The organism is Bacillus sp. AFS053548, assembly GCF_002575105.1.
Lineage (GTDB): Bacteria > Bacillota > Bacilli > Bacillales > Bacillaceae_G > Gottfriedia.
On record NZ_NUHI01000083.1, the window covers coordinates 1 to 15495 of the forward strand.

Annotated in this window: 14 protein-coding genes and 2 other annotated features (1 of these 16 only partly in view); of the genes, 3 read left to right on the forward strand and 11 right to left on the reverse strand. The window is 36.1% G+C overall.

The features are described from left to right. From CN946_RS20965 to CN946_RS20985, 5 genes are all read right to left on the reverse strand, one after another. Positions 1-193, reverse strand: a 193-nt coding sequence (locus CN946_RS20965) for a hypothetical protein (RefSeq protein WP_176547400.1), incomplete at its 3' end; no start/stop codon positions are given. Between the two features lie 204 nt (positions 194-397). Then, positions 398-1834, reverse strand: coding sequence for an exosporium glycoprotein BclB-related protein (locus CN946_RS20970; RefSeq protein ID WP_098862848.1), 1437 nt, complete (start codon positions 1832-1834; stop codon positions 398-400). Positions 1835-2114: 280 nt separating this feature from the next. Next, complete coding sequence (gene pheT / locus CN946_RS20975; protein WP_098862849.1) at positions 2115-4529, reverse strand: phenylalanine--tRNA ligase subunit beta; 2415 nt, start codon at positions 4527-4529, stop codon at positions 2115-2117. A gap of 18 nt (positions 4530-4547) precedes the next feature. Further along, positions 4548-5582: a phenylalanine--tRNA ligase subunit alpha gene (gene pheS / locus CN946_RS20980; RefSeq protein ID WP_098862850.1), complete on the reverse strand. Its 1035-nt coding sequence runs from the start codon at positions 5580-5582 to the stop codon at positions 4548-4550. Between the two features lie 56 nt (positions 5583-5638). Beyond that, positions 5639-5885, reverse strand: a binding site (T-box leader). Positions 5886-6017: 132 nt separating this feature from the next. Then, on the reverse strand, positions 6018-6767 hold the full coding sequence (locus CN946_RS20985; RefSeq protein WP_098862851.1) for a TrmH family RNA methyltransferase: 750 nt from the start codon (positions 6765-6767) through the stop codon (positions 6018-6020). Positions 6768-6869: 102 nt separating this feature from the next. Here CN946_RS20985 and sspI point away from each other — a divergent pair, with 102 nt between their 5' ends. Then, positions 6870-7079, forward strand: a complete 210-nt coding sequence (sspI, locus tag CN946_RS20990; protein WP_098862852.1) for a small acid-soluble spore protein SspI — start codon at positions 6870-6872, stop codon at positions 7077-7079. A gap of 70 nt (positions 7080-7149) precedes the next feature. On the opposite strand, the gene CN946_RS20995 is transcribed toward sspI, so the two are convergent. The 3 genes from CN946_RS20995 to CN946_RS21005 form a co-directional block, all read right to left on the reverse strand. Further along, positions 7150-8889: a glycine betaine ABC transporter substrate-binding protein gene (locus CN946_RS20995; protein WP_098862853.1), complete on the reverse strand. Its 1740-nt coding sequence runs from the start codon at positions 8887-8889 to the stop codon at positions 7150-7152. Between the two features lie 4 nt (positions 8890-8893). Continuing rightward, positions 8894-10096 carry a quaternary amine ABC transporter ATP-binding protein gene (locus CN946_RS21000; protein WP_098862854.1) on the reverse strand — a complete coding sequence of 401 codons (1203 nt, stop codon included), beginning with the start codon at positions 10094-10096 and terminating at the stop codon, positions 8894-8896. Positions 10097-10756: 660 nt separating this feature from the next. Beyond that, complete coding sequence (locus CN946_RS21005) at positions 10757-11842, reverse strand: M42 family metallopeptidase (protein ID WP_098862855.1); 1086 nt, start codon at positions 11840-11842, stop codon at positions 10757-10759. Positions 11843-12049: 207 nt separating this feature from the next. Between CN946_RS21005 and CN946_RS21010 the strand changes: the two genes are divergently transcribed. Beyond that, positions 12050-13120 (forward strand): nitric oxide synthase oxygenase, encoded by a 1071-nt coding sequence (locus tag CN946_RS21010; RefSeq protein ID WP_098862856.1) that lies wholly within the window; start codon positions 12050-12052, stop codon positions 13118-13120. Positions 13121-13245: 125 nt separating this feature from the next. After that, positions 13246-14067, forward strand: coding sequence for an MBL fold metallo-hydrolase (locus tag CN946_RS21015; protein WP_098862857.1), 822 nt, complete (start codon positions 13246-13248; stop codon positions 14065-14067). Positions 14068-14249: 182 nt separating this feature from the next. On the opposite strand, the gene rplT is transcribed toward CN946_RS21015, so the two are convergent. The 3 genes from rplT to infC are packed head-to-tail and all read right to left on the reverse strand — an operon-like array spanning position 14250 to position 15376. Next, on the reverse strand, positions 14250-14606 hold the full coding sequence (gene rplT / locus CN946_RS21020) for a 50S ribosomal protein L20 (RefSeq protein ID WP_025568430.1): 357 nt from the start codon (positions 14604-14606) through the stop codon (positions 14250-14252). A 42-nt stretch (positions 14607-14648) separates the two neighbouring features. After that, positions 14649-14849, reverse strand: a complete 201-nt coding sequence (gene rpmI / locus CN946_RS21025; RefSeq protein WP_025568429.1) for a 50S ribosomal protein L35 — start codon at positions 14847-14849, stop codon at positions 14649-14651. Between the two features lie 23 nt (positions 14850-14872). Beyond that, positions 14873-15376 carry a translation initiation factor IF-3 gene (infC, locus tag CN946_RS21030; RefSeq protein WP_069034593.1) on the reverse strand — a complete coding sequence of 168 codons (504 nt, stop codon included), beginning with the start codon at positions 15374-15376 and terminating at the stop codon, positions 14873-14875. A gap of 74 nt (positions 15377-15450) precedes the next feature. Next, positions 15451-15495: a sequence feature (ribosomal protein L20 leader region), on the reverse strand; it runs 82 nt beyond the window's last position.

The window sequence follows — 15495 nt, forward strand, 5'->3', positions numbered from 1 at the left end:
TTGCTCCTGCTGGGCCTGTTGGACCTTGTGGACCTTGTGGACCTGTTGCTCCTGTTGGACCTTGTGGACCTGTCGCTCCTGTTGGAGCTGGAGGACCTGGTGGTAGTGGTGCTCCCGTAGGACCTGTTGGAGCTGGTGGTAATGGTAAGACTGGTGGTAATTGTGGGCCTGGTGGGCCTGGTGGTATTGGCAAATAGATACACCTCCAAAAATATTTTGACGTACACTTTATCATATTTTTGTTGGACAAGTTTGTTTGGATTTTAATACTACTTCTATTAAAAATCCGCAAAAAAACTCTACTTACTAGACTCAAAACTATCAATGATAGTTAAATGTGATCTAGTTTAGTAGAGTCAAATTTTAAAAAATTATTTTTATTTCTTCTTTTTATTAATTAATTTATAGCTACTCCTGCACTAGCATATCCAGTAACAGTATTAATAAGGCTAGCACCGTTTGCAGTTGCAGTATATACCATCATTAAACGAGTTTGTGCAGCAACTGGTATTGCTAATGGTGCAGAAATACCACTAGTGATTTGGCCTAATGAAAGCGGGCCTGCTAGAGTTGGCAACGTGACGCTTGCACCTGCTAATGGAGTAAAGTTATTACTATTTACTGGAGCACTATATAATTGTGCAGTGACCACAATATTTGTTCCTAAAAGAGCCAATGCTACTACGTTACTATATGATGCTGAAATAGACGTAATTGTACCCGCTCTAGGCATTGAGAATGCAAAATCAAGAATTTCAGTTGGCAAACCAGTTCCAGTTAAATCAATCGCTGGCCCAGGAAGTAATGCAACATTCGGAATCGAACTTCCAAATCCTACAAGACCTGCTGTACCTGCTAATCCGCCTAAAACTGTTGACATTACTACTGGTGCACCTGATGCAAACGGAATGATTGCACCTGTACCTGCTATACCTGTCGCCCCTGCTGGACCTGTTGCTCCTGCTGGGCCTGTTGCTCCCGCTGGGCCTGTCGCTCCTGCTGCACCCGGTGTTCCTGCCGGGCCTGTTGCTCCTGCTGCACCCGGTGTTCCTGCTGGACCTGTTGCTCCTGCTGCGCCTGGTGTTCCTGCTGGACCTGTTGCTCCCGGTGCTCCTGCTGGGCCTGTTGCTCCCGGTGTTCCTGCTGGACCTGCTGGACCTGTTGCTCCCGGTGCTCCTGGTGTTCCTGCTGGGCCTGTTGCTCCTGGTGCACCCGGTGTTCCCGGTGTTCCTGGTGTTCCTGGTGTTCCCGCTGGGCCTGTTGCTCCTTGTGGACCTGGTGATCCTTGTGGACCTGCTGGACCTGTTGCTCCTGGAACACCAGCTGGACCTGCTGAGCCTGTTGCTCCTGCTGGACCTGGGATTCCTTGTGGACCTGTTGCTCCCGCTGCTCCTGGTGTTCCTGCTGGGCCTGTTGCTCCTGCTGGACCTGTTGCTCCTGCTGGGCCTGTTGCTCCTGCTGGGCCTGCCGGGCCTCCTGAAGGACCTGTAACTCCCGCTGGACCTGTTGCTCCTGTTGCTCCTGCAGTACCCGGAGTTCCTGCTGGGCCCATTGGTCCCATAGGACCCATTGGTCCCATATGACCTCTTGGACCTCGGTCTCCATCTTCCCCTTCTTTTCCTCGTTTACCTCTTTCTCCACGAGGACCTTGTTGACCTTCAGGACCGCATGGACCTGTAGCTCCTGTTGGACCTGTTGGACCCATTACTGGTCTTGGAAGGAATGAAGAAATTTGTTGTAATAACTCTGATTGATCTGTGCTTTGTGTAGTATCTGGTTCATTTGGTTGATCTGATGGTTGTTGTGGTAGTGGTGGAATTGGTGGTAGTGGCAAAAAAATACACCTCTCAAAAAAATTTTAATTGTACAATTTATTGTATAAAAAAAGGACAAATTGGTTCATTCTCACCATAAAAATGAGTCAAAAAATAGGTGAATACTCTATTAAAATTATCTAATAGAATATTCACCTAAAAAAAAACCGAAAATCTAAGATTTCCGGTTTTCATTTGCTTAAAAATTATTAAATCAGTAAGTTAAATTACTAAAAAACTGATTAAAATAAACGAATTTTATTTAAACTTCACTACTATACGTTCAATAAAGTAGTATAATTAACCTCTTAATTGAGCATTATGTGTTTCTTCTACAGCTTTTAAAACTTTTGAATGAGCTTTAGTTACTTCTTCATCCGTTAAAGTGCGTTCTGGATCGAAATATGTTAATGAGAAGGCAACTGATTTTTTACCAGCTTCCATCTTATCACCTTCGTATAAATCAAAGATTGTAACATCCTTTAGAAGTCTTCCACCAGTTGAACGAATTGTAGATAAAATATCGCCAGCAAATACTTTCGAATCAACTACTAATGCCATATCTCGGTTCATTGATGGGAAACGAGGAATTACATTGTATAAAATATCATCAAATTCAGTATTTAATAGCTTTTCAAGAGATAATTGGAAAACATAAGTTTCTTTAAGATCCCACTCTTTTTGAGTAACAGGATGAACTTGACCGATAAAACCAATTTCTTCTCCGTTTAATAAAATACTTGCAGTACGTCCTGGGTGTAATTCTTCTTTCTTAGCAGCAACGTATGAAATTTTACTAGTTAAACCTAGTTCATTAAATAAACCGTCTAAAATACCTTTTACAACATAGAAATCCACAGCTTTTTTCTCGCCTTGCCAAGCATGTTGCAACCATAAACCAGTTAACGCTCCAGCTAAATATTCTTCTTCATGAGGAAGCTCGTTCTTTTCCTTTGTTAAAAATACAGAGCCTGTTTCAAATAGTTGAACATTTTCTTCCTTACGTGCAACATTATATGCAATCGCATCTAATAAATGTGGTACTAAACTGAAACGTAGCTCACTGCGTTCTTCACTCATAGGTAATGCTAAACGTACTGGTTCTGCATCTACTGTTTCTAGCGCAAAGCGTTTTACTTTACTATTGCTTGTTAGAGAATACGTAACAGCTTCGTAAAGACCTGCATGCTGTAAATACTGACGAATTTTTCTACGTTTTGCTTGGTAAGGTGTTAATTGTCCACGACTAGCAACACCTGTTGGTAAAGTAGCAGGAATATGATCATAGCCATATAGTCTTCCTACTTCTTCAACTAAATCTTCTTCTATTGAAAGATCACCACGACGACTTGGAACAGTAACCGTAAATACTTCACCGTCCCCAGTAGCTTCTAATCTTAAGCGACGGAAAATTTCTATTACTGTCTCAGCATCAATTGATGTACCAAGTACACCATTAATCTTACTTACAGAAACTGATACTTTTTTAACATCTTCAACTAAATTATCGGCAATTACAGTACCTTCTACAATTGTTCCACCAGCTAGTTCAGCCATTAACTGAGCAGCACGTTCAGAAGCAGGGAATGTACGAGAAGCATCAATACCTTTTTCAAAACGAGCACTTGAATCACTACGTAAGCCTAGGTCTTTTGAAGTTTGGCGAACACTTTGACCTCTGAAAACAGCTGATTCAATTAAAACGTCTACAGTCTCCGCGTCAACCTCAGTACTTTGACCGCCCATTACACCTGCAACTGCTACTGCTTCTTTTTCTGTTGCGATTACTAAATTATGTGGCTGTAATGTGCGCTCTTCACCATCAAGCGTAACGATCTTTTCGTTTTCTTTCGCATGACGAACGATAATTTGATTACTATTTAATTTATTAAAATCAAACGCGTGTAATGGTTGACCATATTCAATTAAAATATAGTTCGTAATATCAACCACATTATTAATCGGACGAATACCCGCACTCATTAAACGAGCTTGCATCCATAATGGAGATGGACCAATTTTTACTCCTTTAACTAATTTAGCACTATAATATGGTGCATCTTCTTTTGATTCAATTGAAACTGAAACATAGTCAGCAGTTGTAGCTGAGTCAGAACTAATCGCTGGAAGTTTCACGTCACGATCTAAAATTGCAGCTACCTCATAGGCAACACCAATCATATTTAAGCAATCAGCACGGTTTGGTGTTAAACCAAGTTCTAATACTGCATCATCACGATAAAGTACATCTAATGCATTTGCTCCTACTTCAGCATCACTTGGTAAAACAAAAATGCCATTTGAGAATTCTTTTGCAACTACTTTGCCTTCAATTCCTAATTCTTGAAGAGAGCAAATCATTCCTTCAGAAACTTCACCACGTAATTTTGCTTTTTTAATTTTGAAATTCCCCGGTAAAACAGCGCCTACCTTTGCCACGATCACTTTTTGACCCTTAGCAACATTCGGTGCGCCACAAATAATTTGTACTGGTTGCTCTTCCCCAACATCAACTGTACATTTTGATAATTTATCTGCCTCTGGATGTTGTTCACGTTCCATTACATAACCAACAACAACATTTTTAATTCCTTCTGAAAGATGATTAACACCTTCAACTTCAATACCTGCTTTTGTTATTAATTTTGCAAGCTCGTCTGGTGTAACACCACTTAAATCAACGTATTCTTGTAACCATTTTGTTGATACAAACATGTTTTGTCCCCTCCTACCTTACATTTGTTGGAATTGCTTTAAGAATCTTATATCGTTCGTATAGAAATGACGAATATCATCAATACCATATTTTAATAATGCAATACGCTCTGGACCCATACCGAAAGCAAATCCCTGAACTTCTTTTGGATTATATCCAGCCATCTCAAGTACGTTAGGATGTACCATTCCTGCACCTAAAATTTCAATCCATCCAGTGTGCTTACACATGTTACAGCCTTTCCCTCCACATTTCATACAAGAAATATCCATTTCTACTGAAGGCTCAGTGAATGGGAAGAAGCTTGGGCGTAAGCGAATTTCACGATCTTCACCAAACATTTTTTTCGCAAAAAGTTGTAAAGTGCCTTTTAAGTCACTCATTGAAATGTTTTCACCAATTACAAGACCTTCAATTTGCATAAATTGGTGAGAATGTGTAGCATCATCGTCATCACGGCGATAAACTTTACCAGGACAAATTATTTTAATTGGACCTTTTTCCACGTTTGCTTCCATTGTTCTTGCTTGAACAGGTGAAGTATGAGTTCTCATTAATGTTTCTTCAGAAATATAAAATGAATCCTGCATATCACGAGCTGGGTGACTTTTTGGTAAATTTAATGCTTCGAAATTATAATAGTCCTTTTCTACTTCTGGACCTTCTGCGATTTCATATCCCATTCCAATAAATAAATCTTCAATTTCTTGAATGACCGCTCTTAATGGGTGAGCTCCACCAGCATGAACTGGTCTTCCTGGAAGTGTTACATCAATTGATTCACTTTCCAATTTTTCATTAATTGCATTTTGTTCTAATACAACTTGCTTTGCCTCAAGTCTTTCTTGGATTGCCGCACGTACTTCATTAGCAACAGCACCCATTTTTGGGCGCTCTTCAGGAGATAAATCCTTCATTGCTTTCATTGCCTCAGTAATCGGACCTTTTTTTCCTAGATAGGCAATTCTTATTTCATTTAATGCTTTTAAATCTTGTGCTTCTTCTATTTGCTTAATCGCTTCTGCTTGTAAAGAAACTAAACGCTCTTGCATGAATAATCCTCCTATTCAAATTCATAAATTTAAACATAAAAAAACCTCGCTCCCAAAAAAGGGACGAGGATTGATCGCGGTACCACCCTAATTAACAGTTAATATGTTACAAAAAACTAACTGCTCACTTCATTCATATAACGATCTACTTAGATAGACCGAGTCGCCTTTACATTCTAAAATGGTCCCGGCGCTAGCTCAAGAGGTGAATTCAATTTGGTCTACTATAAAAGTGCTTACAGTCTACGGCACCTTTTCCCTAAATAGCGATTCAAATTTACTATTCTCTGTCAAAGCTTTTTATGTATTAAATTTTTCTTAATTAATTATATTGATTTTTTTCAATTAATGCAACTGCTCAACCTAATTATTTACTAAATGATTTGAATCATTTTTACTGTCCTAGAAAGCTCATAATGAGGCTTCTATTATTTTTCACAGGCTATACATTAGAATCCCTGCTGCAATACCAACGTTTAATGATTCAGCTTTACCATAAATCGGTATATATAGATTTTCATCAGTTAATGAAAGTAATGTTGACTTCACACCCTTACCTTCATTTCCTACAATAATGGCAAAACGATTTGTAACGTTGACTTCATTAAACGGTTTTGCATTTTGAAGCGATGTTCCGTAAACAGTTATTCCTTTATCTTTCAAATTAGAAACTGCTTCAACTAAATCACCACGTAATATTGGTAAATGGAATAATGATCCTTGGGTGGATCGAATTGTTTTAGCATTATATAGGTCACTTGTACCCGAACCTAAAATAACCCCATCAAAACCAGCAGCATCCGCTGTTCGAATCATTGTTCCAACATTCCCTGGATCTTGAACTTCATCAATTAATAATAATTTTGACACTTTCTCAAAATCAATTCTTACAAAAGAAAATTCAATAATTGCAAAAATCCCTTGAGATGTTTCTGTTTCGCTTAATTCTTTGCTAACCTCTTTAGATATATACGTAATCTCAAATGATCCTGTTGAAAAATTAGAAGGTAAGTCAATAGCTTCACTGATTAATAAATGAAGAATCGGTGCATCATTCTTAATTGCCTCCTCGACTAAATGAAAACCTTCTACGATATATTGTTTAGCTTTATCTCTTCCTTTTTTTGTATGTAGCTTTTTCCAAGCCTTTACAGAATTATTTTGTATGGAATCAATTTGTTTCATAAGTTTCCTTTACCTTTCATCGTATCTCATATCGTTTATCATACATAAAATCGTTTCCGTTTACAAATACTACATAAAGCTTAATATGAAAGGAGAATCCAAATGAATTTTAATATTCGCGGAGCAGTTCTTCACAATATTTCAGGTAATAAAAGTGATCAATTAGAAGCAACAATTGTAGATGCGATTCAAAGTGGCGAGGAAAAAGTATTACCAGGTTTAGGTGTACTTCTCGAAGTTTTTTGGAGTCACGCTTCAGAAAATCAAAAGCATGAACTTCTTACAGTTTTAGAAAATGGAGTAAGTCAGTAATCTAATCTGTTAAAAACATAGAAAAGGACTAACCAAAGTTAGTCCTTTTCATTTTTCAGTATGATTTTGGTTACTTCGTTTTACCTTTTAAATCATCGATCGAATTAATCTTCATATATTCTGGAACTACTAAGCCTAATTTTGTCCCTTTTAAATTCGGTCCAAGATCAACTAATTGTTTTTTGTACTCATTCATGTAATCTTTATGAGTTGTTGGAAGCCAAGCTGCGACCATTGCATCTGCACTTCCATCTGAGATACCAGCAAACATTGGTCCTGCCTCAACTTGTTTTAATGTAACGTCATAGCCTTGGTTTTCAAGTACTTTTCCAATCACATTTGTACTGGCAACTTCAGATTCCCATGAAACATAAACGAGACTAATTTTTTCACCATTTCCTTTTGAAGCATCTTTCGTCCAATTATTTACTTGATCTTGATGCTTTTTGATCCATTTCGCCGCTGCATTCTCAGGTTTCGCACCTTCTTGAATATCACTCATAACTTCTTCCATATCAGAAGGTTTCCATGAAAAGTTATCTAAAATCTTGTATGCACCTGGCATGTCTTCTTTTAATCCTTTTCTAACTACTGTATGAATTTCTTCATCCTTACCAAATGACCCTTTTGGATCTTCTAAATACTTTAATTTATATTTTGAAAACATCCAGTGAGGCGTCCATCCGGTAACGATAATAGGTTCTTTATTTTCATAAGCTTTTTTCAATTCAGCAGTCATCGCTGCAGAAGAACCTTCTTTTAATGTCCAATCCTTTAAGTCGTAATCCTTCATTGCTTTTTCAGTTGCTTTCATTAACCCAGCTCCTGGATCTATTCCAGTAATCTCAAAATTAACTTGTGCACCTATTTTATTTGAAGTTGATTTTTGATTCTTACCACCTGCAATGGCAACTGAAATGGCGGAAATACAAAAGATTAACGTAATTAATCCATAAACATATTTTTTAGCAATTTTTTTCCCATAAGCAGGTTGACGAAGATTTTGAGAAATTCGATCAAGAATAATTGCAACAATAACAATTGATATTCCGGCCTCAAACCCTTCACCTACTTTAATCTGAGTCACAGCACGATAAACCTCTGCACCTAATCCTGGAGCACCTACTAGTGATGAAATAACTACCATCGATAATGCAAGCATAATACTTTGATTGATACCCGCTAAAATCGTAGGTGCTGCTAAAGGTAGCTGTACTTTAAAGAGTCTTTGCCATGTTGTTGATCCAAAAGCGTTTGATGCCTCTATTAAATCATTTGGAACCTCTCGAATACCTAAATTCGTTAATCGTATTGTTGGTGGTATTGCAAAAATAACAGAAGCTAAAATACCAGGAACTACACCAATTCCGAAAAAGAGAATTGCTGGTATTAAATAAACAAATGCTGGCATTGTTTGCATAAAGTCGAGTATTGGTGTAATCACTTGTTTCACTCGATCGTTTTGCGACGTCCAAATCCCTAAAGGAATTCCAATTACAACTGTAATAACGATTGATGATAAGATCAATGCTAACGAATCAACTGTAGCATCCCAAAGTCCAAGATTATCGATTAATAATAAACCAAGTAATGTAAACAGACCAACTGTCCACCTACTTGTATAAAAAGCAAGTAATGAAATTAATATTATTAGAATAATAGATGGGCCAAGTCCTAAAACTTTAACAAGGTTATTTAAAAGGGTTTCTGTGATGTTGGTTATTGCGCCAAATAGAGGATGGAAAGTTTTAATGATCAAATCGACAATTTTATCAATCCAATCTGCTAACGGAATTTTTGGAATACCCATATATTTAACCTCCCTTTATATTTAAATCGTCTGTTTTACCCGCTAATGCACCGATAACTGCTCCACGGATAATGACACCTTTTAATCGATCATTTTTATCTATAACTGCTAATGGTAGTACAGAAGTTGCAAGTGCTCCAATTACATCAGTTAATAAAGTATCTTCATAAACAGACACAATTTCCTTCTGCATAGCTTCCTCTACCGATTTATTTTTAATAAGAGCATTTGAAGCATCTTCAGCAGTAATTGCTCCAAGTAGCTTTTGTCTACGATCAACCACAAATATACTTGAATATCCTTGGTCTCTCATTACTTGTAAAGCAACACGTGGTCCACGGTCAGGCGTAATTCTTTCAGCACGCTTCTGCACATGCGCCGCCGTTAATACTTTTGATAGGTCTACATCTTCTACAAATCGTTCAACATATTCATTGGCTGGATTTACCATGATCTCCTCAGGAGAACCAATTTGCATTATGTTACCATCTTTCATAAGAGCAATTCTGTCACCAATTCGTAAGGCCTCATCAAGGTCATGTGTTATAAATATAATCGTTTTTTTCATCGTCTCTTGCAGTTCTAATAATTCGTCCTGCATATCTTTACGAATTAATGGATCGAGCGCGCTAAATGCTTCATCCATTAATAAAATATCCGTGTCACTTGTTAGTGCCCTTGCAAGACCAACACGTTGTTGCATACCACCACTTAATTGTGATGGGAACTGATGCTCATATCCTTTTAAGCCAACTATTTCTAATGACTTTAAAGCTTTTTCAGTTCTTTCTTCCTGTGAAATATTTTGTATTTCTAAACCATATTCTGTATTTTCAAGAATTGTCTTGTGCGGGAACAGAGCAAAATTTTGAAAAACCATACTAATTTTTTTACGACGAACATCTCTTAACTGCTGAGGATTCATTTTTACAATATCCTCATCGTCTATCAAGATTTGTCCAGTAGTTGGTTCAATTAATCGATTGAGCATTCGAATTAAGGTAGATTTACCACTACCTGACAGTCCCATTACAACAAAAATTTCACCCGGGAATATTTCAAAGCTAGCATTATTTACACCAATTGTTGAGTTTGTCTGCTCTAAAATTTGCTTTTTTGAATATCCCTTTTCTAGTAACTTTATGGCGTTCTTTGGAGACTTACCGAAAACCTTTGTTACGTTCTTCACTTTAACTTTTGCTTTCATTAACTCACCTCAAAACTTATATTTATTTTGCTTCTCCGTATTTAAAATAAGGATTCTCCTCATAAAAAAAATCAGCCAAGTACTAATTAAGTCTTGGCTCCTTAAGAAACTCCATTTACAAAATTGGAGTCTAAATTTTATTTATAAGCTTTAAAAAATTCCCTAAGAAACCATTTTTCAGACTCTATTTCCGAGTATCCTTATTTGAAAAGCGTGCATTCATGATAACAATAAGATATGACAAAACTATTTCAAACAAGTTATAGGAATGATACAATTTGTTTCAGTTCGATAACGTTAAAGAAGGAAAAAGTGGGAAAATCAGGTTGGAAAGGTAAGTCGAAGAAGCGAAAAAACCTTAATAAATGGAGGTTTATGAGATACTATAACTGCAAAATTTTTGTATTTAGTTCCTCATTAGGGCTTCATGAGGTACTATAACCACAAAATCTTGGTTTTTAGTTCCACATAGGAGCTTCATGAGGTGCTATAACCATAAAATCTTGGTTTTTAGTTCCTCATAGGAGCTTCATGTGGTACTATAACTACCAAATCTTGGTTGTTAGTTCCTCATAAGGGGTCACCTAAAATACAAGATGTAAGCAATATCAATTTAAAACTACAAAAAAAATCCCTCAATAAATGAGGGATTTTTTTTTCTTAGTTATATGTTATACGATCTACTGTATCGCGATCTAATCGTTTGATTACTTCTACGATTAATTTAACTGTATTTTCATAGTCATCACGATGAAGGATTCCAGAATGAGAATGAATATATCTCGTTGGAATTGTAATTGCTAATGCTGGAACGCCTTTCATAGTAATATGCATTGAACCAGCGTCAGTTCCTCCGCCAGGCATGGATTCATATTGATATGGAATTCCAATTTCATCTGCTACATTTACTACAAATTCACGTAAATCTTTATGAGACACCATTGATGCATCATATAAAACGATTTGTGGACCTTTGCCTAATTTACCTTGTGCTTCTCTTTCAGATACACCTGGCATGTCACCTGCAACACCGACATCTAATGCAAAACCGATATCTGGTTCAATTTTATACGTAGATGTTTTTGCACCACGAAGTCCTACTTCTTCTTGTACTGTTCCAACTCCAAATACGATATTCGGATGTGCTTGGCCTTGTAATTGTTCTAAAACGTCAATTGCAATAGCACAACCGATACGGTTATCCCATGCTTTTGCTAATAATAATTTTTCATTTTTCATCGTTTGGAATTCAAAATATGGAACAACCTGGTCTCCAGGACGAACCCCAAATTCTAATGCCTCTTCTTTACTTGAAGCACCGATATCAATAAACATATCCTTAATGTCTACTACTTTTCTTCTTGCTTCTGCACTCATAATATGAGGCGGTTTCGAGCCAATAATACCTGTAATATTACCTTCTTTTGTTGAAATGGTAACACGCTGAGCAAGCATTACTTGGGACCACCAGCCACCAATTGTTTGAAAACGTAAAAATCCTTTATCATCAATTTGTGTAACCATAAATCCAACTTCATCAAGATGTCCAGCAACTTTAATTCTTGGACCATTTGGGTCTCCGGTTTTAACTGCTATTAAGCTTCCTAAATTATCAGTTACAACCTCATCAGCAAGTGGTGTAATATATTTTCTCATTACTTCACGTGGTTCGTGTTCAAATCCAGCTACGCCGTTTGCATCTGTTAGTTCTTTTAACATTTGTAACTTTGCATCTAAAGTAGACAAACTCATCCATCCTTTATTAATTAAGATTATGTACATATAACATTATACAATTTGGGATTCCTTTTGACAAAATTTTTAGATAGTTCTTCAGCCCTCGTATTAAAACATATAAATTTTATATTAATTTTCTCCAAATTATTTGTGGGGTATAATAATGAAGCTTATAAATTATTACTAGTTTTTTAAATTAACCATCTGGAGATTAATATGATAACTACTTCCGCTTTATATAAAGAAGCATTTACCTTTATATCACAATGCTATAAGGAACTCGATAAATCCGATCAAATAGAAAAACGATTAAAAATTATTGAAGCTGAAATTCGAGATACTGGTTTTTACACTCATAATTATGAAGAATTAGAGCATGGTGCGAAAATGGCATGGCGTAATAGTAACCGCTGTATCGGTAGACTATTTTGGGATAAGCTTCATGTTTTAGATGCTCGCCATATTAACGATGATAAAAGTATACAGATCGAAATATTTCATCATATAAGCTATGCTACAAATTCAGGTAAGATCCTACCTACAATTACAATTTTCAAACCAAATCTAGGAACAAATAATACTCTTAAAATCCATAATCACCAGCTGATCCGATATGCTGGCTACGAAACAGAAAATGGAATAATTGGAGACCCGAAATCGATCGAGTTTACAAAGGAATGTGAGAGTCTTGGTTGGAAAGGAAATGGTACTAACTTCGATATTTTGCCCATTGTTTATTCCTTAGACAATCATGAACCAAACTATTTTACGATCCCAAATGAAATCGTACTCGAAGTACCTATTGAACATCCTGAATATGATTTTTCCCCTCTAAATACTAAATGGTATGCTGTTCCGTTGATCTCAGATATGACTCTAGAGATTGGTGGTATATCTTATAGTACTGCCCCATTTAATGGATGGTATATGGGAACTGAAATTGGTGCTCGAAATTTTGCGGATGAATTTCGTTTTAATCTGTTGCCTAAAGTAGCAAAAATTATCGGTCAAGATACGAAAAGAAATAGTACACTTTGGAAAGATCGTGCACTAGTTGAATTAAATATTGCCGTTTTATATTCATATAAAAAAAATGGTGTTAGTATTGTTGATCATCATTCTGCTGCACAGCAATTTCTTCAATTTGAAAAACAAGAAGAGTCATGTGGCCGTGAGTTAACAGGTAATTGGAAGTGGTTAATTCCGCCTATGTCGCCTGCTACAACTCATGTATTTCATAAACGATACGATGATACAACGCTTTTGCCAAATTTCTTTCCAAGATAATCATAATTGATATAACCTTAATGAACTGACACAATTGTAGTTATTTCATTAAGGTTTTTTCTATTATTTGGTACAATATTAAATAACGGCATAATTTTCTAAAAATTAAATAAAGGAGTAATTCAATGATTTTATTTCAAAATGACAATCTTACAGTATTTCAAAGTGCATTATTTCAAACAAACTCAACAGTTGTAGCAACCGACGATTGTATTATTATTGTAGATCCAACTTGGTTACCTCATGAAATAAATGAGATAAAGGAATTTGTTGAATCAATAAAAAATGAACGATCAATTTATTTATACTTTACACATGGAGATTTTGATCACATTATAGGTTATTATGCATTTCCTAACGCTAAGACTATTGGTAGTGAAAATTTACATAACCATCCTGAAAAAGATATTAAACTATCGAAAATCCGTCAATTTTACAATGATAATTATATTAATCATGCCCAGCCAATACAATTTCCAAAAATTGATTTAATTATTAGTGAAGATGGTCAGGAAATTAAAATCGGACAAACAACATTAAGATTTTATCATTCTCCTGGGCATACGAAAGATGGTTTATTCCTTTTTATTGAAAATTTAGGAATATGGGTTACAGGGGATTATTTATCTGATTTTGAACTTCCGATTGTATTTGATAGTGTAAAAAGTTATTACAATACTTTAGATAAGGCAGAAGAACTGATTAATAAGTTTGATTTCTCATTGTTAGTTCCAGGCCACGGCCAAGTTTCATCAAATAAAGAAGAGATTGCTACTCGAATTGAGCTAGGTAGAAGTTACTTAGAAAGACTTCAAAAAGCTGTACAGAATAATAATGAGGCAGAAATAAATTTATTAGAAAAAGAGTTTTCATTTCCATCTGGTTTCACAAAATATTGTCATGAATCCAACGTCAATAACATGAAAAAAGAATTTAGTTTCGTTTAAGAAAACTATTCAAATAAAGAAAACTTGCCGATTGGCAAGCCTTAAGGCGAAGACAGAGGTTTAGTTGCACTTATACTTTATTCCTAAAATTGGATACCACGTCGAATTAACTTCCTCGTTGCCAATTTATACTTTAAAGTGAAAAAAAATCCTTAACAAATGTTAAGGATTTTTTAAACGAATTATTTTAAGTTAGCTTTTGCAGCGTTTGCTAATTCAGCAAATGCTTTTTCGTCAGCAACAGCTAGGTCAGCTAACATTTTACGGTTAACTTCGATACCTGCTAATTTTAATCCGTGCATTAAACGGCTGTAAGAAAGTCCGTTCATACGAGCAGCCGCGTTGATACGAGTGATCCATAATTTACGGAAATCACGTTTCTTTTGACGACGGTCACGGTAAGCATACATTAATGATTTCATAACTTGTTGGTTTGCAACTTTGAATAATGTATGTTTAGAACCGTAATAACCTTTTGCTAATTTAATAACCTTTTTACGACGAGCGCGTGTAACTGTACCGCCTTTAACTCTTGGCATATTGTTTCCCTCCTAGATATCTATCTAATACGTTTATCGTTCTTATTTCATGTTTGTAAGCATAAAGCGGATACGTTTGAAATCGCCTTTGCTTACTAATGAAGCTTTACGTAATTTACGTTTTGCTTTTGTAGATTTGTTAGCGAATAAGTGGCTTGTGTATGCACGACCACGTTTTAATTTACCAGATCCAGTCTTTTTAAAACGTTTTGCTGAACCACGGTGAGTTTTCATTTTAGGCATATCGTGTTTCCTCCTCAAATAAATTACTTTTCGTTTTTAGGTGCTAAGACTAAGAACATACTACGACCGTCCATTTTTGGATGTGACTCAACAGTTGCGACTTCTGCACAAGCAGTTGAGAAACGATCAAGTACTCGTTGTCCAATTTCCTTATGCGTAATAGCGCGTCCTTTGAAGCGAATAGACGCTTTAACTTTATCGCCTTTTTCTAAGAACTTAATTGCATTACGAAGTTTTGTGTTAAAGTCATGTTCATCAATTGTAGGACTTAAACGAACTTCTTTCATGCTAATAATTTTTTGGTTTTTACGGCTCTCTTTGTCTTTCTTTTGTTGCTCGAAACGGAATTTTCCGTAGTCCATAATTCGACATACAGGTGGTTTTGCCGTTGGTGCTACCATCACTAGATCAAGATTAACATTCGAAGCTAACTCAAGAGCCTCTTGTTTTGTCTTGATTCCAAGTTGATCTCCGTTAGGACCAATTAATCGAACTTCACGAGCACGAATTCCATCGTTTACCATCATGTCTTTGCTAATAGTAAAACACCTCCAAGGTATTGTAAGAATGATCTTAATTTGTATCGTTGAAGCAATCATAACCCAACAAAAAAGTGTGGGTATATAAATACACCCACACTGACAGT